19 protein-coding genes and 1 pseudogene are annotated in these 25,874 nt (G+C 39.0%); 16 read left to right on the forward strand and 4 right to left on the reverse strand.

Features of this window, described 5'->3' with window-relative positions; all coding sequences use genetic code 11:
* Positions 1-19 precede the first annotated feature (19 nt).
* A complete protein-coding gene (locus tag ESV85_RS05300; protein ID WP_146915459.1) occupies positions 20-583 on the forward strand; it encodes a DUF3109 family protein in 564 nt (187 codons plus the stop codon).
* 166 nt (positions 584-749) lie between these two features.
* Here ESV85_RS05300 and ESV85_RS05305 read toward each other — a convergent pair whose 3' ends face one another.
* Positions 750-2,138, reverse strand: a complete 1,389-nt coding sequence (locus ESV85_RS05305) for an FAD-binding oxidoreductase (protein ID WP_146915461.1) — start codon at positions 2,136-2,138, stop codon at positions 750-752.
* A 170-nt stretch (positions 2,139-2,308) separates the two neighbouring features.
* A complete protein-coding gene (locus ESV85_RS05310; RefSeq protein ID WP_146915463.1) occupies positions 2,309-3,424 on the reverse strand; it encodes a nickel-binding protein in 1,116 nt (371 codons plus the stop codon).
* Between the two features lie 610 nt (positions 3,425-4,034).
* Between ESV85_RS05310 and ESV85_RS05315 the strand changes: the two genes are divergently transcribed.
* From ESV85_RS05315 to ESV85_RS05340, 7 genes and pseudogenes are all read left to right on the forward strand, one after another.
* Positions 4,035-6,011, forward strand: a complete 1,977-nt coding sequence (locus ESV85_RS05315) for a GAF domain-containing sensor histidine kinase (RefSeq protein ID WP_146915465.1) — start codon at positions 4,035-4,037, stop codon at positions 6,009-6,011.
* The gene (locus ESV85_RS05320; protein ID WP_146915467.1) at positions 6,001-6,414 is read left to right on the forward strand and encodes a response regulator; all 414 of its coding nucleotides are present in this window, start codon (positions 6,001-6,003) and stop codon (positions 6,412-6,414) included. Before ESV85_RS05315 ends, ESV85_RS05320 begins: the two co-directional genes overlap by 11 nt.
* Positions 6,415-6,790: 376 nt before the next feature.
* A complete protein-coding gene (locus ESV85_RS05325) occupies positions 6,791-7,354 on the forward strand; it encodes a Crp/Fnr family transcriptional regulator (RefSeq protein WP_146915469.1) in 564 nt (187 codons plus the stop codon).
* Positions 7,355-7,422: 68 nt separating this feature from the next.
* A pseudogene (locus ESV85_RS05330) lies at positions 7,423-8,619 on the forward strand (MFS transporter); the annotation flags it as partial.
* 3 nt (positions 8,620-8,622) lie between these two features.
* Complete coding sequence (locus ESV85_RS22455; protein WP_223275934.1) at positions 8,623-8,904, forward strand: rhodanese-like domain-containing protein; 282 nt, start codon at positions 8,623-8,625, stop codon at positions 8,902-8,904.
* 765 nt (positions 8,905-9,669) lie between these two features.
* A complete protein-coding gene (locus ESV85_RS05335) occupies positions 9,670-10,122 on the forward strand; it encodes a hypothetical protein (RefSeq protein ID WP_146915471.1) in 453 nt (150 codons plus the stop codon).
* A gap of 137 nt (positions 10,123-10,259) precedes the next feature.
* Positions 10,260-11,108 (forward strand): toll/interleukin-1 receptor domain-containing protein, encoded by an 849-nt coding sequence (locus tag ESV85_RS05340; protein ID WP_146915473.1) that lies wholly within the window; start codon positions 10,260-10,262, stop codon positions 11,106-11,108.
* Between the two features lie 84 nt (positions 11,109-11,192).
* On the opposite strand, the gene ESV85_RS05345 is transcribed toward ESV85_RS05340, so the two are convergent.
* The gene (locus ESV85_RS05345; RefSeq protein ID WP_146915474.1) at positions 11,193-12,206 is read right to left on the reverse strand and encodes a LacI family DNA-binding transcriptional regulator; all 1,014 of its coding nucleotides are present in this window, start codon (positions 12,204-12,206) and stop codon (positions 11,193-11,195) included.
* A gap of 198 nt (positions 12,207-12,404) precedes the next feature.
* Here ESV85_RS05345 and ESV85_RS05350 point away from each other — a divergent pair, with 198 nt between their 5' ends.
* The 8 genes from ESV85_RS05350 to ESV85_RS05385 all read left to right on the forward strand — a co-directional run bounded on the left by ESV85_RS05350 (position 12,405) and on the right by ESV85_RS05385 (position 24,941).
* Complete coding sequence (locus ESV85_RS05350; protein ID WP_146915476.1) at positions 12,405-13,448, forward strand: aldo/keto reductase; 1,044 nt, start codon at positions 12,405-12,407, stop codon at positions 13,446-13,448.
* A 102-nt stretch (positions 13,449-13,550) separates the two neighbouring features.
* Positions 13,551-14,561 carry a zinc-binding alcohol dehydrogenase family protein gene (locus ESV85_RS05355; RefSeq protein WP_146915478.1) on the forward strand — a complete coding sequence of 337 codons (1,011 nt, stop codon included), beginning with the start codon at positions 13,551-13,553 and terminating at the stop codon, positions 14,559-14,561.
* A gap of 94 nt (positions 14,562-14,655) precedes the next feature.
* Positions 14,656-16,743, forward strand: coding sequence for an alpha-L-fucosidase (locus tag ESV85_RS05360; RefSeq protein ID WP_410488845.1), 2,088 nt, complete (start codon positions 14,656-14,658; stop codon positions 16,741-16,743).
* A 106-nt stretch (positions 16,744-16,849) separates the two neighbouring features.
* Positions 16,850-18,523, forward strand: coding sequence for a glycoside hydrolase family protein (locus ESV85_RS05365; protein WP_146915480.1), 1,674 nt, complete (start codon positions 16,850-16,852; stop codon positions 18,521-18,523).
* Between the two features lie 109 nt (positions 18,524-18,632).
* Positions 18,633-21,098 (forward strand): glycosyl hydrolase family 95 catalytic domain-containing protein, encoded by a 2,466-nt coding sequence (locus ESV85_RS05370; RefSeq protein WP_146915482.1) that lies wholly within the window; start codon positions 18,633-18,635, stop codon positions 21,096-21,098.
* 43 nt (positions 21,099-21,141) lie between these two features.
* On the forward strand, positions 21,142-21,981 hold the full coding sequence (locus ESV85_RS05375) for a sialate O-acetylesterase (RefSeq protein ID WP_146915484.1): 840 nt from the start codon (positions 21,142-21,144) through the stop codon (positions 21,979-21,981).
* 47 nt (positions 21,982-22,028) lie between these two features.
* Complete coding sequence (locus ESV85_RS05380; protein ID WP_146915486.1) at positions 22,029-23,948, forward strand: alpha/beta hydrolase-fold protein; 1,920 nt, start codon at positions 22,029-22,031, stop codon at positions 23,946-23,948.
* A 69-nt stretch (positions 23,949-24,017) separates the two neighbouring features.
* Positions 24,018-24,941, forward strand: coding sequence for an alpha/beta hydrolase (locus ESV85_RS05385; protein ID WP_146915488.1), 924 nt, complete (start codon positions 24,018-24,020; stop codon positions 24,939-24,941).
* Positions 24,942-25,683: 742 nt separating this feature from the next.
* Here ESV85_RS05385 and ESV85_RS22460 read toward each other — a convergent pair.
* Complete coding sequence (locus ESV85_RS22460) at positions 25,684-25,788, reverse strand: ATP-binding protein (protein ID WP_223275935.1); 105 nt, start codon at positions 25,786-25,788, stop codon at positions 25,684-25,686.
* Positions 25,789-25,874: the final 86 nt, after the last annotated feature.

Below are 25,874 nucleotides of genomic sequence, written 5' to 3' on the forward strand. Positions count from 1 at the left end.
CGAGCTAACAAAGAAGACCATGATAATAGTAGGAGATACCGTGCTTTCGGATGACATTAAAGAGAATTTTTTCGTTTGTGACCTGGAGGCATGCAAAGGCGCATGCTGTGTGGAAGGAGATGCTGGAGCTCCTTTGGAAGATGAGGAAACCAAAATCATCGAAGATATCTATCCAATTGTCAAAGATTATATCACTGAGGAGGGACGTCAAGCTATTGAAAGGCAAGGTACTTGGGTATTTGACAAGGACGGTGACAAAGGAACTCCAACCATTGGTGACAACCGCGAATGTGCTTATGCACTATATGATGATAGAGGTATTTTGAAATGTGGAATTGAGCAAGCTTACCTTGATGGGAAGACTTCTTATAAAAAGCCTATTAGCTGCCATATGTATCCGATTCGCGTCACTAAATACGATCAGTTTGATGCATTGAATTACGATCGCTGGCATATCTGTGATCCTGCTTGTCAGTTGGGATCAAGTCTAAAAGTTCCGATTTACAAATTTCTCAAAGATGCTCTGACCCGAAAATACGGGGAAGCTTGGTATGCGGAGTTGTTGGAGGAGATTGAGGGGTAAATTGAGTTCCCTTGTCTATTGATTTCCAGTTCCTATTGGCAATTCACTTTACGCTACAGTATTTCTACCACAATTTGGATTTGCTCGAATGAGGCGTGGAGAGCTCGAATTAGTATGGGCACAGCTTCTTTTTACTTGAATGATTACAGCTGTAATAAGTTATAAATTACTTTGGAAGTATATTCTGATTGATTTTGAATAAATTATTTGGGTCATATTTCTTTTTTATTTGACTTAAACGCTCGTAGTTATGTTTGTAGCTCGCTTGTACGCGTTCCTGACCTTCATCCATCATAAAATTGGAATAGGCTCCTCCCGCAGAATAAGGATGTAAAGCTTTCCAATAATCCTTACACCAATGTGTGATTTTATCACTATTTGCTGGATCAGGATCTACCCCTACGATTACCCCGGCGTACTTGGCATCTCGATATGCCCAAGGAGTTTCTTCAGGACCAACTCTGCTTGCAGCCCCACTAATAGGATATAAGTGCATTTGAGAAAGTGGAGTGGGGATAGTAGAGCCGAAGGCTAAATGTTGTTTTCTTAGTTCGGGGCCTAATTCATCAAAAAAATCTGCACGCCAGTACCATTGTAATCCTGGAGGGAAAAGTCCGTCAAATAAGGTCTGGATAGCTGGATAAGGCATTTCACCTACATGATCGAATATTGGGTTCATTTCCAATATTGGCTTAAATACTTCTTTTGCCTTGTTCATATCTCCTGTGTAGCACCATACAATACCGCAAAATTGTTTGTTATGTAAATTCTCTGGAAAGGGAGGGCCTGGAATAACCAGCGTTGCTATGAATCCATTCAAGTCATCCTCAGCCTTGTGAATGAATTTGTGATACCAATCCATTATTTCTTCTGTCTTTTCTATGGGCCATAAAGTGGGGCCACCAAAAACTGTTTTTACCGGATGCGCCTGAAATTTGAATGAAGTTACAATGCCAAAATTCCCACCTCCACCACGGATTGCCCAGAATAAATCTTTGTTTTGTTCAGCACTAACAGTGACAAAACTTCCGTCCGCCAATACCATATCTGCTTCTAGCAAATTGTCAATAGTTAATCCATATTTTCTTGATAAATAGCCAACTCCACCCCCAAGTGTTAAACCTCCAACTCCTGTAGTAGAAATAATTCCGGCAGGTACTGCTAGACCAAATGGATGGGTAGCATGATCCACCTCTCCCCAAAGATTTCCTCCGCCAACTCTTACAGTATTGTTTGAAGTATCGACTCTGACAAATTTGATCCCCGAAAGGTCTATTACCAATCCATCATCGCATAGGCCAAGTCCGCCTCCATTATGTCCACCACCTCTAATTGCAACAATAAGATCATTTTCCCTGGCAAAATTAACTGCGGCAATTACATCGGCTACATCCCTACATAGGACAAACATTCCAGGGTGTTTGTCGATCATTCCATTAAAAACCTTTCTGGTTTCATCATAATCCTTGTCCGATGGCTTGACAACTTTACCTCTGAGTTGAGAAGTCAAATTTTCAACTAGTGATGAGTCTATGTCTTTTATAAGATTCTCCATGATTTTCAGTTTTTTCTATGATGACTAAAAATAGGTGCTCTTAAAATGAAGCTGAGCTACATTTCATTCAAAAAACAGGGAATTCTGACCATAAGAGATTTGCAAGTAAAGAAAGTTGAGAAGTAAACTACTGAATGCACCCTCAGTAAATTTTAAGATTCATTTAGTACTTAGGAGGAGAGATTACTTGTTTTTGTATATACGGATGGAAGTATATCATATGCTTTTTGGAAGCATTTTGAAAAATAAGCTGGCGTATTAAAACCTGTTTCGTACGCTATATCTGAAATATTCCCATTTTTTTTATTCAATAACTCTATGGCTCTATCTAACCTATACTCCTTTAGAAAACTGTTGGGTGATTTTCCTGTTATAGCAATCATTTTTCTATATAGCTGTGACTTACTATATCCCAAACTCTTACTAAAATCATCCGCCGTTAAAGATGTATTCCTCCATTCTTTTTCCGTGTAATCCATTAAACCATTCAGGAATTTTTCATCAATGGAATCCAATGCATTAATATGCTCGTTGTCTATAGGAGTATTAAGGTTTTCACTTTCATATAGATCCCTAACTTCGGCAGATATCGCAATTTTCCCCTTTACTACATCGCATATCCGTTCTGCCAATTGTATGGTGTCTTCAAAAATACCTTCTTTTGAAGTTACTGGCACTCCGGCGCTTAAGCCTATTTTAGTAGTGAAAGAAGTAACAATATCGGATGCTGCTGTATGTTGATTTCCAGTCTGGATCTTCAAGGCGCATTCTATCGCATCGGTTACGGAATTGAAAGAAATCAAAATGTAATTGTTTTTTTGCTTTACGATTCTCCCATTTAAAGTAGTTATAGTTCCAATTATGGATTTGTTGTACTCATCTATAGCTTGTTTAACTGATCTTCCGGATGGGTTTTTTAAAGATAAATGTTTGATACTCGCAACCATTATGGTCCTGAAGGCAGGATCATTAATAATATTTAGTGCGGTATTTTGTGATTTTTTGGGGTCTTCAATTCGGCCTAAAAATGATTCCACCACAGTACTATCTACCTCGATAATCCTATGAGGAACAGCTCCATGTGCCTTATCATGCATTTCTTGAATAGCCTTCTTATTTGGAGCTTCAACTAAGCAAAAGGCTGTTTTTCTTGTATCGTCAAACCAATAGGTTAATCCTTTACAATTAAATTTATGCTGAATTTTTAAATCCTTTTGATGTAAATCGGCTACAATTTCAGCTGTTACTTCTTCCGAAACATCGTGGCGATCCATGTAAATTGGCATAATCTAAAATTTAAAAGTTACCTTTTTTGAAAATAATTCTATTGTATTTAAAAGCTACTAGTCTATAATTTAACCATTTAAATTGAAATAACTGGAATTGAAATAACCTAACAATAGATGTTTAGTACGATGTATCAACTCCGATATGGCATCTAGAAGTTGTCCTGTGAAATCAGCTTTAAAGTGATCCATATCAGTAGGACAGAAAATGCAGACGCATCGAAAATGTACTGCCAGAAAGATTCAAGGAAATTATCAAAGAAGAATACCTGGAGGGGTATGAGGTCCCCTAAATTGATAAGTACCACTTTCCTCTTGAGGAGCATAAGATATCGGATTCAATCAGTTTGAGACGAGCAAGTGGAGCTTCTTATTGATTTACAACTATGAAACCTCCTGATTTCTCAAAAGCATTTTCCCCTGGTTTTGTTATTGGTCTGGATTTCAGAGGATTATTTAGTTTCCTGATTTAATGTGTTATTATCTAAAACTTATAATAATTATTCAATTAAAGTTTTAAGGTTTTTGTAAAATCACTACTTTCACAAAACCAATAGAGAATAGTATTATTCTAATAAAATGCGTTTTATTACGCCTAAAAAACATTTAAATGAGTGTGCAATTATCTGGAATTGAGTCTTATCATATTCTCGATACAGAACCTTCCGAGCAATTTGACAAACTAACCCAATTAGCAGTTAAAATCTGCAATGCTGACGCTGCTTTTGTGTCCTTAGTTGATAAAGATAGACAGTGGTTTAAGTCTAAGATAGGGTTTAACTATTCGGAGGTTCCGTTGTCCAAAACCATTTGTCAATATATGATAAAAGAAAATCTGTCTCATCTGTATATTCCTGATTTGAGCTTGGATGAAACCTTCAAAGAATATTTAGCTTTTGTGGAATTCGGAGTAAGGTTTTATGCAGGTTTTCCTCTTAAATCTGCGGACAATTCCATACTTGGAAGTTTTTGTGTAATTGGTTATGAGCCTCAACTCCTAGATGAAGTACAGTTAGAATTCCTTAAAACCATGGCTGATCAGACCATGATTTTAATTGAATCCCATAAGCTTAATCATGAATTATCACTGCAGGCAGCTCAGCTAGAAAAAAGAAGAATTGTGACTAATACGGCTGCTGTGATTGGTAAATTGGGAGGGTTGTATATGGATTTGTCTGGGAAGGAAATCTTCTGGACTCCTTCGAATAACGTCTTGTTTAATCTTAGAGTGGATTATGCTATGACATTTGAGGAATTCGAATCAGGTACTTTTACTATTGATAACTCAGCTGTATCATTATTTGAAAAAATCAGAGATTTTAGTATTTCTCTTACTGCTTTAGATTCCAAATATTCATTTGATTATGAAACTGAGGATAGAAGGATAGAAGTTCATTGTGAATTAATTGGCAGGGAATTATATGTAGTTTTTCAGGATGTGACAGTCGAAAATAGGTTGAGAGAGCAGCTTCAAATGAGTGAAATCGAAGCTGTACGAACTGCTAATAATTACAAATCTCTAGTAAATAATTCAACATTTTACATCTGCAAAACTGAGCTTGATGGCAGGCTAAGCTTTTATAATGATTTTTATGCCACTGAATTAGGTATGAGTCCATTGCAGACCTCAGAAGATGCAATAGATTTTTTTCACTCTGTTAAACCTGGCTATTTAGACTATGTCAAGGAAGCTTTTTTCAAAGTTGCTTCTGGAAGAGAACCCAAATGCAGAGTTCTAGTGAAGGAAACAAATCATAATCAAGAAGAGGTAGCCAACCTATGGGATTTTATAGGGCTAAAAAATTCTGAGAATGAACTTTCAGAGGTATTATGCTTGGGTTATGATGTTACTGAGTTGGAAGATAATAGAGTTCAAGTTCAGCTTCTTGCTGATTACACTGCTTTCCAGAACAAAAAACTTTTAGAATACAATTCCATCGTTTCCCATGATATCCGTTCTCATGTAGCCAATGCTGTGGGCTTAATCAGTTTGATGGATTTAATAAATGATAAAGATGAGCAGCAAAACTATTTTAGACTTCTGAAAAGGGAGATTAAAAAAACTGACCGGACTATCATTGCCTTGGATAAATTGACTTCTTTAACATCGGTTTTTGAAAGTGGCAAGGAACCTGTTTCTCTATACCATTTGATAGAGCAAGTATTTGAACTTTTAAGAAAAACCAAACCCCATGCCCGCTTCACTGCTGTTAATAATATACCTCTCGACTTAATTATATTTTCAATCAGGGAATACCTCGAAAACGTGTTTTTAAACGTATTCGCCAATTCACTTAAACTCGTTTCCCCAGAAAGAGAGCTTCAAATTGAAATTGCTGCAGTTCAGATTACTAATTCAATCCTGCAAATTAAAATTGAGGACAATGGGATAGGAATTGACATGCAGCAGTATGGAGATGAGATATTTAAAATTCAACGACCACTGAAGGATACACAATATGGAAATGGCATAGGGCTTTATCTGGTTAAAAAACAAATTGAGGCATTGGGAGGACGGGTTGATATTCAGAGTGAAGATGGTAAGGGTACAACCATTGCTTTAGAGTTTTTGAACTATGAGGATTAAACTATTAATTATTGATGATGACTTGGTCTCCTTATTGATCGCCAAGAAGTATTTGACTGTCTCTGGTTTTGAAGAGATAGTAGAAGAACTATTGATTTTTAATAAACCTATAGATGGCTTGAACCTATTGTTTGCAGCAGAAAAAACACATGAGGTTTGCCAATATTGGATTTTATTGGATATCAATATGCCGAAAATTAGTGGGTGGGATTTTTTAAATAAGGTGGAAAGTTTGAATCTTGAAAATGATGTAAAAGTGATTATGGTCACTTCCTCCATTAGTGAGGAGGACAAGAATAGAGCTGCGTCATTTAGTTCAGTGTATGGTTATATATCAAAGCCCTTGGATAAGAGAAAGTGTACTAAAATCAAGCAAATAATCCTGAAATCAGAGAATAGCTAGTGAATTTCTAATTCTGGATGATGAATGAGGACAGCGATTAAATTGCCCCCCATAGTTATGTGAGTTTTTTTGGAGCTACGACTGGAGTCCGAAATAGAAGTATTGATCAATCCCATGTCTCGGCATACCTGCATGGAGCTTCCGAGCAGTTGAAAGGACAAATTGCCCTTGCTAAGATGACCATGGCTCGACTTGCTTCCCATCAGTTGTAGTATGTGTTATCCATATCGAGTAAATACATTGAAAGGCTTGTTGATGTGCATGACAAAGTCTTAATTTGGTAACAGCAGACAGCCGATTACCTGAGGATATTACGTTTCGAGGCAATAGTGTAGTAAAAATGTAGTAATTACGAGTGCTAACAGCAAATCCAAAAATGATCGAATTATTAACCTATTTGAATCAAATACAAAGCCTATCAGATAAGTCTGAGCAAGCATTAGTTTCTATTTGTAATGAAATTATTGTCAAAAAAGGTAAAGACTTACATCCAATAGGAAATACTTGCAGAAATATTTATTTCATAAAAAAAGGGTTTTTAAGAATCTATTATTTCAAAGATTATACAGATGTGACGGAAAGTTTTGAATTTGAAAATGCTATCGTAGCTAGAGCGGATAGTTTATTTAATTCCAACCCTTCAAAAAAAGGTATTCAAGCAATTGAAGACTCAGAGTTAGTTGCTATTAATTCAGCTCAACTTTTTAAATTATATGATGAATTTCCTGATATTGAACGGTTGTTTCGGAAAATATTTGAAAATGCATATGTTGAAACAGTTAATAGAATAGAAAGTTTACAATTTCATACAGCAGAAGAACGTTACGCCAACCTTTTAGATCAATCAAAGAATATTATACAAAGAGTTCCTTTAAAATACATTGCCTCCTATCTAGGGATTACTCAAGTTAGCCTAAGTAGAATTAGAGCTAAAAGGTAATTATTTAACATATGTAAAATATTTTCTTAGTATTCATTCTGACCTTTGCAGTACCAAAAGCAAAAAATATGAATGAAGTAAAATTGGGGCTGAAGGAAAATTTGAAACAGTTTTCCATATTAGTTATCGTAAATGCATTTGTTGGTGGAATGGTGGGCCTAGAACGCTCCATTTTACCTGAGATAGCAGGAAAAGAATTTGGTTTAGTTGTAAAAACTGCAATTCTATCTTTTATCATAGTATTTGGCATTACAAAAGCTATTACCAATTACTATACAGGGGCTTTAGCCAATAAGTATGGGCGGAAAAACTTATTGATATTAGGTTGGATTATTGGTATTCCAATCCCTTTTATCCTAATGTATGCACCAAGTTGGAATTGGATCATTTTTGCCAATGTTTTACTTGGAATCAATCAAGGACTTGCATGGAGTAGCACTGTTGTAATGAAAATTGATTTAGTTGGCGAAAAAGATAGGGGTTTTGCAATGGGGTTAAATGAATTTGCAGGCTATTTATCCGTTGCAATTGTTGCTTTTTTAACAGGCTGGATTGCTAGTAATTATGGATTAAGACCATATCCTTTTTACATTGGAATTGTACTTGTGATTTTAGGATTGATTTTTAGCATCTTCTTTATTAAGGATACAAAACTGCACGTAGCTAAGGAATTAAAATCAAATACTACTCCATTACTAAAAAATATTTTTTGGGATACTACTTGGAAGAATAAGAATCTAGGCTCTGTTTCTCAAGCTGGCTTAATAAACAACTTAAATGATGGAATGGTCTGGGGAATATTCCCGCTATTATTAATCAGCAAAAATTTCACCATAGAACAAATTGGTTTAATTACAGCAGTTTATCCAGCAGTATGGGGAATTGGGCAATTATTTACAGGCAAAATGGCCGACAAATACCAAAAGAAAGAAATGTTATTTTGGGGAATGTTATTACAAGCCATCACCCTTTTATTATTTGTATTTGCTCAAGAATTGTATCAATACATTACACTAGCTGCAATTTTAGGATGGGGAACCGCAATGGTTTACCCTACCTTTTTAGCAACTATTGCTGAAAATACAAATCCAATTGATAGAGCAAAAAGTATTGGTATTTTTAGATTATGGAGAGATTTAGGTTATGCTATTGGGGCAATATTAACGGGGTTAATTGCAGATTTTTATAACATAAATAGTTCGATTATTTTTATAGGATTGCTTACGCTAATTTCTGCAGTTATTATTAAATATAGAATGCGAAGTAAGATGAATTGTATTTCAAAATCAGATGTACTTAAATATAAAAATTTTATAATACTTGATGTAAGAACTAATGAAGAACGAGAAATTAAGTATATTCCCAACTCTATTCATATTCCAATTAATGAACTGGAAAATAGAATAAACGAACTGTCCAATAAAAACTTTTATATAACCGCTTGTGGAAAAGGTGGAGGGAGATCAATTCTGGGTGCTGAAATATTACGCAAATCAAATTTTGAAGCAAGCTGGCTCTGTAATGGGACAATAGGATGGCTTGAAAAATAAAAAACACATGGTAACACAATCTAAAAATTCAAGAGAATCTTTCTGTTGAATTAAAGGATACCTGTGATTTCCACATCAAACAATACCACGAAAATTACCGCTTTGATCTGAATTCGTAATTGAAAGACTTTTCGCTTCTGGATTTTAAAGTGTCAAATGAATAGCTTTTGATTAGTTAACCCTTGCATAAGAGAGAGAGAGATTAGTGGGCCTATAGCTGAATAAATAGGAAGATACCCCTTCAGCCTTCCAAAATGATGACTAGAATGAAGGTGGGGAAAAGTGATAATACAGCTGGGACTGTGAGGATTAATAAAAAGACGAAATAATCTGTTCAATTAGAATCCCCATCAGTTAATTTTCTGACTCGTAGTTAATTTGAATTTTCTCAACTTTTTGCTTCAGACATGATTCCCTGATAATTAGTTTAGTTTCTATCCTGCTTGTTTCCATAAGCATTGTCGGATTTTGGATCTTGTTAAGTAAGTAATTTGCTCCCATTACACCCATTTCAAACGGCTGCTGATTTACTGTGCTATGAGTGGGGCTGATGTAGGTTCATCGGCAAAAGCTTTCAAAGAAAATTTCTTAAGCATCAGAGTTCTATCTACTCACCCAAAAAATAAATTTCATCTCCTGCACAATTCCCCTCGACGAAATCCTTAATTTGGACTCAACATCACCTCGGAACCCTGTGGACAATAGTGATATAGACGCAATAGGGTAGTGGGAGGTGAGTATATACAACTGTTGGCACCAATAAAAATGACACGAACCGCATTTCTGCTAATATCGACAATCATTTATCTAAGTCTTGGTAATCAAATAGTCTTTGGGCAGTTTAAGCGACTGACCATTTCTTCTAATGATACTTCTGCACTTTTTATAGAATCCTACGAAGTAAATTTCAACAAGGAGAAAATATACCGAAAGACTCCCATTTCCAATTACTTACATATTCAAGGTGAAAAGCTCAAAAGCAAAATTAGGATCTCTAAAAAGGACTGGAAGGAATTAGAAAGTTTATTACGGAGAATAAATTTAACTGAATTTGAAAATCAGATTTCTGCTAATTCAAGTGAAAACACTTTCTATTTAGAATTTGAAAAGGAAAACAATGAAATAGAACGCTTTCGTTTTTCAAAAGACCAAGTGCCAATTGAAATTGAAAATATTTGGAAAGAAATTAAAAAAATAACTGGTGCCAACAAGATGTAAAAAACAGCGCGGGTTGACGGCCAACCGAGGGGTTTTGGCTTTTCGGCCAGCTTTGCACACGGCCGACAATAACGTACTTTTAACCGCGCCATTCTTTACACAGACCGTTATGTGGCAAGCTTAAAAATGACAGAGCAATGAATTCATCCTATTACCAAAACCAAGTCAATAGACTTGAAAAAGATGTTGCTGACTTACAAAAGAAGATAGCAGACGAAAGCAAAAAAGAGAATGAAAAAAATCGTCAGATTGATTCTATTAATAAGTCTATTAGTAAAAACACGTCTTTGTCTTCATTGCAAAGCAAGCAAAGACAGATTCAAGGTTATCAGAACGATACATATAATTGTAAAAAGAAAATTGCAGACTATCAGCAACAGATTGCAAAAAAATCAATTGAGATCGGTAAGAAAAAGCATGATTTAAGAAAAGCTGAAGAAGCCGAGCAAAAAAAGCAGCAAAAAGAACAATTAGACTTTCAGCGTAAATTGCAGCAAGACTTTGAACGACAGAAATCTCAATTAGATTTTCTAATAAATCAAACTTACTCATCAAAAAAAGCGAGTCTTAACGATATAGACAACAAAGAATACGATTTTTTCATATCACACGCATCTGAAGATAAAGACGAGATAGTAAGAGATTTAGCTGATGCTTTAAAGGAGAATGGATTTGAAGTTTGGTATGACGAATTTGAGTTGAAAGTTGGAGATAGCTTAAGGAAAAAGATTGATAGTGGTTTGTCTAGATCCAAATATGGAATTGTGATTATTTCACCTTGGTTTGTGAAAAAGAATTGGCCAGAATATGAATTAAATGGAATGGTAGCCAAAGAAATGAATGGGCACAAAGTGATATTGCCTATTTGGCACAAAATCACAAAAGATGAAGTGTTGAAATTTAGTCCTACATTGGCAGACAAGATGGCTTTAAACACATCAATTCATAGTATTGGAGATATTGTGAATTCATTGAAAGAGTTATAAATGAAAGCCTGCCATTAACTATATTTCTCTACTCTCAGAAGGGTTACTACCAACATTCAAAAGCAACGTACTAGGACTTGAGATTTAATTATTCAGATTTCTGCAAGATTCCCTTAGGATTAGTTTAGTTTCTACCCGGCTTGTTTCCATCGCTATAGTAGGATCATGAATCCTATTCAGTAGATATTTTGCTCCCAATACACCCATTTCAAACGGCTGTTGATTTACGGTACTTAGGGTAGGGTTGATGTAAGTGGAAATAGGTTCATCCGCATAGCCTATCACGGACAATTGCTCAGGAATCGGGATTTTAAGTTCGCTTGCTACCTTGTAGATCTCAAAAGCTAGGTAATCGCTGTAAGTGAAAGCTCCATCTAAAGGGTGGTTTTTCATACAGGAAGTGATCTTTTCAAACAAATCCGGATCACTGCCTTCCAGTATTAAATGCTCATTCAACTCGATTTCATGCTTGCGTAGCGCCTCTTTATAGCCCATAAAGCGGTTGAAAGTGGTTGAGAGATTATCAGGCCCTTTGATATGTAGGATATTTCTGCACCCGTTTTGGCACAAATATTCCACTGCCGAAAAGGCTCCCTTGAAATCATCCGAGATCACATAGGGAGTTTCTATTTCCTCTGAAAAACGATCTACCAATACCAATGGTGTTCCGCTGTCCAGTACTTCCTGAAGATGCTCAAACTTATCATTCATCTTGGAGATCGTGGCAAGAATTCCATCCACTCGTGCATCCAAAAGGGTTAGTGTGGATTTTATTTCCTGATTCTGATTTTCATTGGAAGTACAAATCAGCAATTGGTACCCGGCCTTAGAGGTTACACTTTCTATTCCGGCAAGCATGCGGCTGTAAAAATGATGAGTGAATTCCGGGATTATCAGGCCTATGGTATGGGTTTTATTTTCCAGAAGACTTTTAGCGATCGGATTGGGTCTATATCCAAGTTCTTTTGCCAAGGCTATAATTTCAAGCCGTTTTTTCTCAGAGACTTTTCCGCCACCATTCAGCGCCCGGGAAACCGTTGAAGGTGTCACATGCAGGGCATAGGCAATATCGGTGATGCTGATTCTTTTCTTTTTCATTCTAGGCTACTTGACAGTCACAATTTAGAATAAATGCATGAAGGCTGGATGGTTTTTAGTCAGGCGGTTCAATTGCTTGGTCAAACGTTTGACCAACATTCTTTTATACAGAATGATGATATTGGTTTATTGTTTTGGTAAAATAGATTTAGTCCATACAAAATATTGATAAAGTAAAGAGTTGAAGCGTTTAGAATTATGGAGTTAGGGAATACAGGCATAGAAATACCTTCTATGATTATAGGGACAAGCTCTTTGGGGAATCTCTATGAAGCCAAACCTTATGGAGAAAAGCTGGAATTAGTAATAGCCGCTTTGGAATGCTTCAAGGATGAGATTGTCTTTGATTCGGCAGGGAAATATGGAGCAGGTTTGGCTTTGGAAACTCTGGGGCAAGCTCTGAATGATTTGCAAATTCCAAAAGAGAAGGTCTTGATTAGCAATAAGCTGGGATGGAAGCAGGCTCCTTTGCAAGGAGAACCAACTTTTGAAAAAGATGTCTGGAAGGATCTTAGCCATGATGCGGTGCAGGACATCAGTTATCAGGGAATCTTAACTTGCTTTGAAGAGGGGAATGTGCTGTTGAAAGGATACGATAGTCAGTTGGTTTCCATCCATGATCCGGACGAGTATTTGGATCAGGCAGATTCCCCTAAAGATTACGAAAAACGATTTGCTGATATTCTGGATGGCTATGCGGCATTGGATGAATTGAAACAAGCCGGCAAGGTGAAAGCAATTGGTGTGGGGTCCAAAAATTGGAAAGTAATCGAAAAGATCTATTCAAAGGTGAAGCTTGATTGGGTGATGATTGCCAATAGTATGACGATATACGATCATCCCGAGGCCCTATTTCACTTTATGTGTAAATTGGAAAAGGAGGAAGTAGGAATTATCAATTCGGCTGTATTTCAATCAGGATTCTTGGTTGGAGGAGATTATTTTGACTATCAAAAGATGGAAAAAAGCGATCCGCACTATCAGCAAAGACATGAGTGGAGATACCAGTTCTTCCAAATTTGTGAAGACCATGGAATAGATCCAGCACATGCCTGTATTCAATTTGCACTTCAGCTCCCCGGAGTTAATTGTATAGCGCTCAACTCCACTTCTCCTAGGAGAATTCATGCAAACGCGGAGTTTTGCTCCACCAAACTCCCAAATGCTTTTTGGGATGAAATGAAAGATAAAGGGATGCTCGCTGACTATTTATCAGAATTTAATTTGAATCAAACAACATGAAATCGAGCAAGGACCACGAGTCATAAACAAGAATGATTTGCAGCATTGCGAGATTCCTCCCGATAGCGATCGGGATGGCCATTAAAAGAAAATTATAATCACATGAAAATATTATCCTGTAAAACACCGGGAGAATTTGAATATCAAGAAAGCACTATTCCACAGCTTTCAGAAGGTAGGGCTATTGTCAAAATCAAGAAAATAGGTATTTGCGGTACGGATCTTCATGCATTTGAAGGTACCCAACCTTTTTTCTCTTACCCAAGGATTTTGGGACATGAGCTGGCTGGTGAGGTGATTGAAATTGGAGATAATGAGGAAATCCTGAAAGGTGATTTAGTCACAGTGATTCCCTATTTCAACTGTGGAACTTGCGTGGCCTGTAGAAATGGTAAACCAAATTGCTGTCAGAAAATCAGTGTTTTTGGAGTTCATGAGGATGGAGGAATGCGGGAATATGTCTCTTTACCCATCGCATCTTTGGTTAAAAAAGAAGGTCTTAGCCTTGAGCAACTTGCGATGGCGGAGCCTTTTGCCATAGGCGCTCATGGAGTGCGCAGGGCAGGAGTGAAGCCAGGGCAGTTTGTATTGGTAATTGGTGCAGGCCCTATTGGATTAGGAGTTATGGAGTTTGCACGAATCGCAGGAGCTACGGTCATCGCGATGGATATCAACGCGAAGAGATTGGAGTTTTGTAAGGAAGTTTGGAAAATCCCACATGTGGTGAAAGCTGGTAAAACTGCCAATGAGGCAATACAGGAAATCACAAACGGGGATTTCTGTGATGTAGTCATTGATGCCACGGGTAGCTTGGCCGCCATCAACCAAGGATTTCAATACATAGCGCATGGCGGAACCTACGTCTTGGTGGGCTTGCAAAAAGGTGAAATTGCTTTTTCCCACCCTGAATTTCATAAGCGAGAAGCCACATTGATGAGTAGCAGAAATGCCACAAGAGCCGATTTTATGCAGGTGTTAGATGCTATGGCTTCAGGGCAATTGTCTGTGGATAATTACATCACTCACCGGGTAAGCTTTGATCAGGTAAAAGAAGATTTCCCGTCCTGGCTGGATCCTGAGACTGGAGTGATCAAGGCAATGGTTGAAATGTGAATTGAATAAAAGTAGAATTGAGTTAAAAGGAAGCAGCAGTGAATTGCTTCAGCATCTAATAAGTGAGAATCATAAAATTAACCAAGGAGTAAAAATGTGTAACAAGGGCTTTATTTTCAGTATGTTCTTTATTCTGGGTCTGCTATTCACTGCATGTGAAGAAGTGAAACCACCCGAACCTTTCGGCCCCGTGCCGGACGAAAACCAGATGAACTGGCAGGAGATGGAATATTATGGATTTATCCATTTTTCAGTCAATACCTACACGGATATGTCTTGGGGCTTTGGAAATGAGGATCCAAGCACTTTTGACCCAAAAGAACTTGATGTGCGCCAATGGGCAAGAATTGCCAAGGAGGCTGGAATGACTGGGTTGATTTTGACGGCCAAGCACCACAGCGGTTTTTGTCTTTGGCCTTCTGAATACACCGATTATGATATGACTAGCTCTCCTTATAAAGATGGAAAGGGCGATATCGTACGGGAATTAGCGGATGCATGCAAGGAATATGGATTAAAGTTCGGAGTTTATCTTTCTCCTTGGGACAGGAATTTTGCAGACTATGGCAAGCCTGAATACATCACTTATTTCCGAAATCAATTGACTGAATTGCTTACCAATTATGGGGATATTTTTGAAGTTTGGTTTGATGGTGCCAATGGTGGTTCGGGTTACTATGGTGGAGCAAATGAAACTCGAAAAATTGACCGCACGACTTATTATGATTGGGCAAATACGTACGATTTGGTGCGCAAACTTCAGCCGAACATTGTCATTTGGAATGATGGAGGCAAAAGAGCAGATCTTCGCTGGGTAGGAACAGAATCTGGCTATGTGGGAGAAACCAATTGGAGCTTATTGGATTCTCTTGGAGATGTGCCAGAGGATATGTTGCGCCACGGTGTTGAAAACGGAAATGCCTGGGTGCCAGGGGAAGTCAATACTTCCATTCGCCCAGAGTGGTTTTACCATAAAAGAGAAGATTCCAAAGTCAAAACACTTCCTGTTTTGATGGATACATATTACAATTCCGTAGGAAGAAATGGGACCTTGCTGCTCAATTTTGCTATCATGCCAAACGGCTTGATTCATGAAAAGGACGAGGAAAATGTATTGGCTTTTGCAAAAGCTGTCAAAGAAGCATTTGATGAGGATCTTGCACTAAATGCAGATGCAGAAGCTTCCAATGTGCGCGGCGGAAGTAGTAAATATGATGCATCAAAGGCTTTAGATGGAGACAAAGAATCGTATTGGGCAACTGACGATGGAGTAAATACGGGTTCGCTGACGATATCCTTTGATGAGCCGACAAGTATTAACCGCTTTATGGTTCAGGAATACATTCGTTTAGGGCAGCGAGTAAAAGCATTTACAATAGAGGCAATGGTGGACGGAGAGTGGAAAGAACTGGATAGCCAAACCACGATTGGATACAAGAGAATCTTGCAGTTCCCAACCGTAGAAGCTACCAAGTTCCGTCTGAACATTACAGATTCAAAAAGCAATTTTCTCATTTCATCGGTCGGTGTATTCAATGCTCCTCAAATTTTGACTTCACCGAGTATAATCCGGGAGCAGTCAGGAAATATCCGGATCATTCCAGCTGATGAGGAGTCAGTGATTTACTATACGCTGGATGGAAGCGAGCCAACAACAGATTCACAGGTTTATTCAGACCTTATTTCAACTGGTGATGGCAAAGCACAGGTCGCTGCTATGGCCTATGATCCAGATTCTCAAAAGAGCAGTCCGGTGACGGAGGAAAGTTTTGATATTTCCAGAAAAAGCTGGAAGGTCATTTCCGTAGAAAATGAGCGTGTTGGGCAAATTATTGATGGAAATCCCAATACAGTTTGGCATCAATCAAGGGAAACAAAGCTTCCTGTTGATTTGGTGATTGACATGGGGAAAGAGGAGGAGCTTATCGGTTTTAGATATCTCCCAGATCAAAACCTTTGGTCGAGTGGAATTATTACCGAGTATGAGTTCTCCGTTTCTCTGGACAATAAATCCTGGACTAAGGTGAGTCAAGGTGAATTTTCCAATATCAACAACAATCCGCTTTGGCAGAGTAAGGAATTCGCAACTAAGAAAGCGAGATATATTAAGCTCACAGCATTGAAGAATACCCAGAACAATAATTCAGCTGGCTATGCCGAGATCGATGTGATAACCCAGTGATTTCTTTGCGCTCAACCTTAACCTAAAATTTAAAAACCTATCCCAAAATGCCTGTTAATCAATACTCTTATTTAAGAAGCTTATTTTTTATAGTATGTATCATAAAATGAAACAGAAAAATTTCAATAAGCTCTTTGTAATACTCCTTTTAGGAACTGTCGCCTATATACCTACGAAAAGCTGGGCCCAAATTCAAGAGCGAGCCAAGCCTGCAGAGTGGATAGACCTTGTTCCGGGAGGAAAGTTTATTGATTTATTTCAACCTATATCTCCAGTTGGACAGCTTACTTCAGATACTTGGGGGACAGCTACAGTGAAGCCTCGGTACGTGGATAATGGTATAGAGGATAATGAATGGTCTTATTGGGGAGGAAATATTTTAGAAGGAGAAGATGGACAATTTCATCTATTCGTTTGTCGATGGAGGGAAGATTCTCCAAAAGGGCATCATGAATGGTCTAATTCTATTGTCGTACATGCAGTATCTGATAATTCAATGGGACCGTTCAAGGTTTTGGATGAAGTAGGAAAAGGTCACAATCCGGAAGTTTATAAGACAGCAGACGGTAGGTTTGTAGTCTATGTTATTGATGGTTACTATGTAGCCAATACGCTAAATGGACCTTGGGAATATGGCAAATTTGAATTTGACCAAAGAGATAGGCCAATTATAGAAGGTCTTTCAAATTTGACCTTCGTACGTAGGGAGGATGGTTCCTATCTTATGGTTTGTCGTGGTGGTGGAGTTTGGTTTAACCAAGATGGACTGGGTAAATTTAATCAGGTTTCTAACGAAAGGGTATATCCCCCTGTGGATGGTAGGTTTGAAGATCCAGTGATCTGGAAAGATAATGTGCAGTACCATCTGATTGTCAATGATTGGTTAGGGAGAATTGCATTTTATCAGAGATCCAAAGATGGCGTGCATTGGAAAATTGATCCAGGGGAAGCATACATGCCGGGAATATCGATTTATGAAGATGGAACGAATGAAGATTGGTTTAAATATGAGCGGATCAAGATTTTTCAGGATGATCTAGGTAGGGCTGTTCAGGCAAATTTTGCCGTGATTGATACCTTGAAAAATGAGGACAAACCCAATGATTCCCACAGTTCAAAAAATATAGGAATCCCATTAAAAGTTGGTATGCAGCTGGATTTGCTAAATAAAAAGCAAGTAACCGCAAGTACAAAAACGATGAAGGTATTGGTCAAAGCTGAATCGGGTTTTGATCCTCAGAATGACTTGGATCTTTCTTCCTTACGATATGGAGCCTCAGAAGAAGTCAATTTTGGCAGAGGCTCAAAAGTGTTGAGTTCTAAAGTCAAAGGAAATGATCTGGAAATCACTTTTGAAGGAAAAGGGAATGGTTTCAAGGAAGATAATTTTGCAGGGAAAATGCTTGGAAAAAACCAAAATGGAGAAATGGTATTTGGTTACTCCAGACTTCCTTGGGTGGATTATAATCAGGCAATCCTTTCTGCAAGAAAGCCTGAGATTTTAAAAGAGCAAGGGATTGTCCGTGTCAAAGTAGAGAATTTTGGCCAGGTGAATTCCAAAAAAGCAATGGTGTCGGTGGAGATTTTTGAAGATGGGAAAAGTGCTTTCGTTTCCACCAAGAAAATCAAAGGAATCCAGCCTTTTGAAGGAGTAACAGTAGATCTTCCTTTTGACGAATTTATTCCATTAGGCACCAACCTTTCTTTCAAAGTTTCAATTCAATCTTCAAAGGTCGAGTCAGAAGTTTTTGAAGGAAGTTTGTCTGGTCCAAATAGGTGATAGAATAGTATTCAGCTGATTGATTGTCAGTATTTTAATAATTAACAAAGGTGTCTCAATGATCCTTAGCAGGAAAAGAGAGAATTGCCAAAATCCAAAATTTTATCTCATGAAAAATGTGATGTTTTCTTTTTTCGTCTTCCTTTCCTTACAGAGTTTCGCTCAGGAAAGCTCGCCTCTTACTCTTTGGTATAAGCAACCTGCCGCCGAGGTGTGGACAGATGCCCTGCCCATTGGAAATGGGAGATTGGGAGCCATGATCTATGGCAATGTGGAAAATGAGCTGATCCGCTTGAATGAGCATACTGTCTGGTCAGGCGGGCCAAACAGAAATGATAATCCAGATGCTTTGGCAGCTTTACCGGAAATCCGAAGATTGATTTTCGAGGGAAAACAAAAGGAAGCGGAACAGCTTGCAGCAAAGACGATACAAAGCAAGAAGTCTCACGGGCAGAAGTTTCAGCCTGTAGGAGATCTGAAAATCGCCTTTGAGGGTCACGATGAGTTTAGCCAATATCGCAGGGAACTGGATATTGAGCGGGCGATTTCCAAAGTAAGTTATGTAGTGGATGGGGTAACTTATACCCGTGAATCCATCGCTTCCTTCGCTGATAATGTTATTGCTGTTCACTTGACAGCAAGCAAACCGGGGAAAATATCTTTTACCGCCTCCATGGCAACACCTCAGCCAAATTCGACTATTGGCCTCAACTCAGAAAACGAATTGACAATTTCGGGTACTACCACTGATCATGAAGGGGTGCAAGGTGAGGTGAAATTCAAGAGCCTAACTAAAATCAAAACTTTGGGAGGTAGAATTTCATCTACTGATTCTACACTGATAGTATCTGATGCTGATGAGGTGACAATCTATATAGCCATCGCTACCAATTTCAACAATTACAAAGATCTCGCAGGTGATGAAAATGCAAGAGCAGAGGCTTTTATGGCAAAAGGTTCATCCAAAACCTATGATGACTTATTGAAGACAAACTTGGTAGATTATCAAAAGTATTTCAATCGTGTGAGTTTGGATTTAGGGAAGTCTGAGGCATCAAATCTCCCAACTGACGAACGTTTAAAGAACTTCAGATCTGCAAATGATCCCCAGTTGGTTACGCTCTATTATCAATATGGTCGATACCTTTTGATCTCTTCTTCCCAGCCAGGAGGACAGCCTGCAAACCTTCAGGGCATTTGGAATCAACAGATGTCACCTCCATGGGACAGTAAATACACAATTAATATCAATGCACAGATGAACTACTGGCCGGCTGAGAAAACTAATCTGCAAGAGCTTCATGAGCCCTTCCTGAAAATGGTTTCTGAGATGGCAGAAGCAGGGGAAGAAACTGCCCGAGTAATGTATGGTGCCAGAGGCTGGATGGCTCACCACAATACTGACATTTGGAGGATTACAGGTCCGGTGGATGCGATTTTCTGGGGAATTTGGAGTGGAGGAGGAGCTTGGACTAGTCAGCATATGTGGGATCATTTCCAATACAGCGGGGATATGGATTATCTGAAGTCAATCTATCCGGTTTTGAAAGGTGCTGCGATGTTCTATGTTGATTTCTTGGTAGAGCATCCCGATAATAAATGGTTAGTAGTAAATCCTGGAACTTCTCCAGAGAATGCCCCAGCTGCACATGATGGTTCTTCCTTAGATGCTGGAACTACGATGGACAATCAACTGGTTTTTGATGCATTTAGTGCAGTGATTCAGGCGGCAGAGATGCTAGGCAAGGATCAATCTTTTGCAGATTCTCTTCGTGCGATGAGAGATAGACTTCCGCCAATGCAGATCGGGAAGCATGGGCAGCTACAGGAATGGCTGGATGATATCGACGATCCTAATGATCATCATAGACATATTTCGCATTTGTATGGATTATTCCCATCCAATCAGATTTCACCATTGCGCACACCAGAACTGTCTTCAGCAGCTAAAAACACACTAATTCAGCGGGGAGATGTTTCCACAGGATGGAGCATGGGTTGGAAAGTGAATTGGTGGGCAAGGATGCTCGATGGCAACCATGCCTACAAACTGATCCAAAATCAACTCTCTCCAGTAGGTTCTAACCAAGGGGGCGGTGGTTCTTATAACAACCTTTTTGATGCACATCCTCCCTTCCAGATTGATGGAAACTTCGGTTGCACTTCAGGGATTACCGAAATGCTGGTGCAAAGTGCCAACGGTGAAATACATCTTTTACCTGCCTTACCGGACGTTTGGCAAGAAGGAAGCATCACCGGAATTCGTGCCAAAGGTGGATTTGAGGTAGTAGAACTGACATGGAAAGATGGGAAGATTGAAAAAGCGGTGATTAAATCGACAATCGGAGGAAATCTACGATTGAGAGTTCCAAATGCTTTGACTTTAGAAAATGGAAGTGTGCTTTTAAAAGCATCTGGAGAAAATACCAATCCTTTCTACCAGGTGCCAGTAACTGCCGAGCCTATTGTATCGCCACAAGCTACAATTGACTTACCTGATCTTGGTGAAACCAGCGTCTATGACTTAAAGACTGAGGCGGGCGAGACCTATGAATTTATGCCCAAAAGCCTATAAGGAGAAAGCCTAATTAAGCTCTCAAACCTAACCTATACCCAAAATGAAAAAGCCTAGCATCTTCTTTTCAATTCTCTTTTTACTCTTACTGACTTCCCAGAAAGGGTTTTCACAGGACCCTAACTTTTACATATTTCTGAGTTTCGGTCAATCCAACATGGAAGGAAATGCCAGATTTGAACCGCAGGATACGGTAGCTAATGAACGATTTATGCTGCTCCAAGCAGTGGATTGTCCAGACTTAAATCGGAAAAAAGGGAATTGGTATCCTGCCGTTCCCCCACTTAGCCGCTGTAATACCGGGATTACTCCGGGAGATTATTTCGGTAAAACTCTCGCTGCTAGTCTTCCAGATAGCATCAAAATCGGGATCATCAATGTTTCTGTGGGAGGTTGTAAAATTGAGCTTTTTGAAAAAGACAGTTATGGAACCTATGTAGAAACTGCTCCAGGATGGATGAAAGGGATGATCGCCCAGTACGATGGAAATCCATATGGAAGTTTGGTTGAGCTCGCAAAGCTTGCCCAGCAGGATGGAGTCATCAAAGGGATTTTGCTGCATCAAGGTGAGTCTAACACAGGTGACCAATTTTGGCCAAAGAAAGTGGAAGGAGTATATGATAATTTGCTAAGCGATTTAGGATTAGCTCCCGATTCTGTTCCTTTATTAGCGGGTGAACTAGTCAGTGCTGAGCAAGGTGGCAAGTGTGCGAGCATGAACCCAATCATTGCTACACTTCCATCAGTAATTCCAAATTCCTATGTGATTTCATCGGCTGATTGTGAGGCTATTCCGGATGGACTTCATTTTTCGGCCGCAGGTTATCGCTTGTTGGGATCCAGATATGGAGAAAAAATGGCTGAGCTTCTGATGAAAGAATAATCCCAAAGCTTATAATAGAAATAATTTAACCCAGAAAGTAACCCTATATGAAACTCTTAAAAAACCTATTAATCCTATTGTTTCTGTTTGTGGGGCAACTCAATGCCCAGCAACTGGAAAAAGAAGCCCCCGCGGGTTTTGACAAAGTTAAAGATGGTATTTCTCACGGGAAAATTGATACCATCAACTATTCATCCAAGACAGTTGGCTCCACTCGGAAAGCCTTGGTCTATACGCCTCCGGGCTATTCGAAAAAGACAAAGTATCCAGTTCTTTATCTGCTACATGGTATTGGCGGAGATGAAAAAGAATGGCTCAAAGGGGGACATCCAGAGATCATCTTGGATAACCTTTATGCGCAAGGAAAGTTGGAACCCATGATTGTGGTCATGCCAAACGGCAGAGCCATGAAGGATGATAGTGCAGGTGGAAATATCATGGCTCCTGATAAAGTGGCTGCTTTTGCTACCTTCGAACAGGATCTATTGAGTGATCTGATCCCTCACATTGAAAAAAACTATCCAGTTCTTACCGATAGAGAAAGCCGCGCAATTGCAGGTCTTTCCATGGGTGGAGGGCAGTCACTGAATTTTGGCTTGGGCAACTTAGACAAGTTTGCTTGGGTAGGAGGCTTTTCTTCAGCTCCAAATACTAAAGCGCCAGAACTCCTTGTTCCAGATCCTGAGAAGGCAAAAGAACTGCTAAAAGTGCTTTGGATATCCTGCGGTGATGCGGATGGATTGCTGAGTTTCAGCTCTCGTACGCACGATTATCTGCTAGAGAATGATGTACCGCATATTTACTATTTGGAAACTGGGGGACATGATTTCAAAGTATGGAAGAACGGACTTTATATGTTCTCACAGCTCCTTTTTAAACCAGTTGATCAATCCAAATTCAATAAATACAGTCCCTTAGGAATGCCTTCAGCTACTAACATTGGTGCTTCAAGTTTTCCACAGATTTTCCCGGATCATCGTGCTGCTTTCCAGTTAAAAGCTCCAGAAGCCCAAAAAGTGCAGTTGGACCTCGGTAAGAAATACGATATGGTGAAGAATGGTGAAGGTATATGGGAAGTCAAAACTGATTCACTCAGCGAGGGTTTTCATTATTATTCATTGATCATTGATGGGGTAGCAGTTGCAGATCCAGCAAGTGAAACATTTTATGGAATGGGTAGAATGGCCAGTGGGATAGAGGTACCATTTAAAGGAGATGGCTATTACGAACTTAAAAATGTTCCTCATGGTGAAGTGAGAAGAGTTCGGTATTTCTCAAATGCTTTGAGAAGCTGGAGACAGTTTTTCCTTTATACACCTCCGGGATATGATATTCAAACTTCAGAAAAATATCCTGCCTTATACATTTATCATGGGGGAGGAGAAGATGAGACAGGTTGGGCAAATCAAGGTAAAACTGATTTGATTTTGGATAACCTGATAGCAGATGGGAAAGCAAAACCGATGTTGGTGGTGATGCCAGATGGAAATATGCCTGCCAGTGCTTTTACCGAAAATGGACTGAAGCAATTTGAACGAGAGTTGAAGGAAAGTCTTATTCCTTATATCGAAAAGAATTACCGGGTAAAAATAGGAGCAGAAAATCGTGCTTTGGCTGGCTTATCTATGGGGGGAATCCAAACCCTTTATGCAGGTGTGAATAATACGGATATATTTTCTTATTTGGGCGTATTCAGCTCGGGTTGGTTTGCTAACCAACAATCTGATATCACAGATGCTCAGTACGAGTTTATGAAGGAAAATTCAACCAAAATCAACTCAGACCTAAAGGAGTTCTGGATTGCTATGGGAGGCAAGGAAGATATTGCTTACCAAAATTGTCAGGTCATGATGAAGAAATTTGATGAAATGAATATTGACTATACCTATTCAGAATATCCTGGTGGACATGCCTGGCCGGTATGGAGAAATAACCTGTCTACGTTTGCGCCGCTTTTATTTAAGTAGAATTGGACTAGGTGAATTTTCCCGAATTGCCTGTTAGATTTTAACCAATTAACAAAACCCAATACAAAAATGAACCTATTTAAGACCTCAATTCTGGCTTCATGCCTTTTAATTGCTTCCTCCGCCATGGCACAGGATGGCACTATTTATCCATTAGAAACTCCAGCTGAACCTCATGCAATTTTGCTTGGTACTGGTGGCGTTGAAAACCAACCAGCCTCAGAAACATGGTTCAAACAATGGGGAGACCCTATGGCACGAAACATCACTGTGGCAACTTTGACTCCTTTTTTGCCCGCGCCGGGCACGGCTACGGGAGCAGCGGTACTCGTTGCACCGGGCGGTGGATACAGATGGCTTTCTTTGAAAAATGAAGGATGGGAAGTTGCAGAGGCATTGGCAAAGCAGGGAATTGCTGCCTTCGTTCTGAAGTACAGACTTCGCCCAACTCCTGAATCTTTGGACGGTTTCAAAGAATCAATGAACCAAACCTTAGCTCCACCACCAGCCCCTGCTGGTTCTCAACCTGCGACCCGGCCAACTCCAGCTCCCTTTGATCTCTCAGATCAATTGGAAGATGCTGAAGCTGCCTATGCCATGATCTTGGATCGGGCAGAAGAGTGGGGAGTAGATCCAAAGCGATTAGGTATGATAGGTTTCTCTGCTGGAGCAGGTCTGACCATGCACAGCACTCTCAACTCTAAGACTATGAAATTGGCCTTTATCGGCCCGATATATGGCGGTATGGGTCCGGTAGAAGTTCCTAAAAATGCTCCTCCCATGTTCAACGTTATTGCCACAGACGATTTTCTTTTTAGAGGCCAATTTGGAGTGATTGATTCCTGGTACAAAGCAGGTATTCCGGTTGAATTCCACCTATACCAAAACGGTGGTCATGGCTTTGGTCTTGGCAATCCAAACCGAACAAGTAATCGCTGGTTTGACGCTTTCATATACTGGCTGGAAGTCAATGAATTTCTCGCGTCTAAATGAGTTCATAGTTAGCTCTTATTTTCCTTTTTACACCAAGTAAAAAAATCCTGAATAGAATGATAAAACCATACTGTCTAATTATCAGGTGTGAAAACTGTATGTGATAGATTTTTTCATGTGCGAATAAAAATATTTTAAAATATTGAGGTTGTTTGACCTCAATTAAAACTCTTTATAAGTGAAGAGTGGAGATACTTTCCTGTTCAAATGAAAAAAGCCCAGACTTTAATTATATCTATCGAAAGCATGTAGCGGATCTATTTAACTATGGAATGCAAATCTGCAAGCAAGAAGAATTAATCAGGGATTGTCTTTAGAAAATGTTTGTAGATCTACGTAAAAACCAAGCGAAACTTGGGGATGTACAGCGTATAAAAGGTTATCTGTACACAATGTTTCACCGTTAACTTTTCAAGTTTCTCAAAAAAGAGAAAAAACTAAATGCTGATTTGATATCTCTCGAGTCCGAGGAGAGCATTTTTTATTTATAACCTAATCTCATTTTATTACTAGTAGTAAGACTTGTAGTCTTATTGCTTGTCTCTTATAAGACCTAATAGCTATTTACTCCTAAAGAGAGGGTGTCCATTCAGGGGTTTATATAGGAATATAAGGTGTTTCCCATCGAGCAGATTGAAGGTATTTAATGAGCAACTTCCTGTCAGCGCTGCAATACCTGTCTCTAGACCCCAGTGATAATTGTTTTTTTAAGTAAGAATTGTGGACTTACATCGTGCTAAAGTTATTGAATTGCAGGATTGATTTTTCGTTTGCTTTTCAGGGATTCTCCCTGTAGTTCGATGTGGCGTACATCGTGTACAATTCTGTCCAAAATAGCATCTTCCAGCGTGTGGTCACATGTTTCGTATACAGGTGAAGAATGAAATTAATTCAATTAGGAAATTCAGGATGAGAAGTCTTATGTCGTATTAG

The organism is Algoriphagus aquimarinus (genome assembly GCF_007997215.1).
GTDB lineage: Bacteria > Bacteroidota > Bacteroidia > Cytophagales > Cyclobacteriaceae > Algoriphagus > Algoriphagus aquimarinus_A.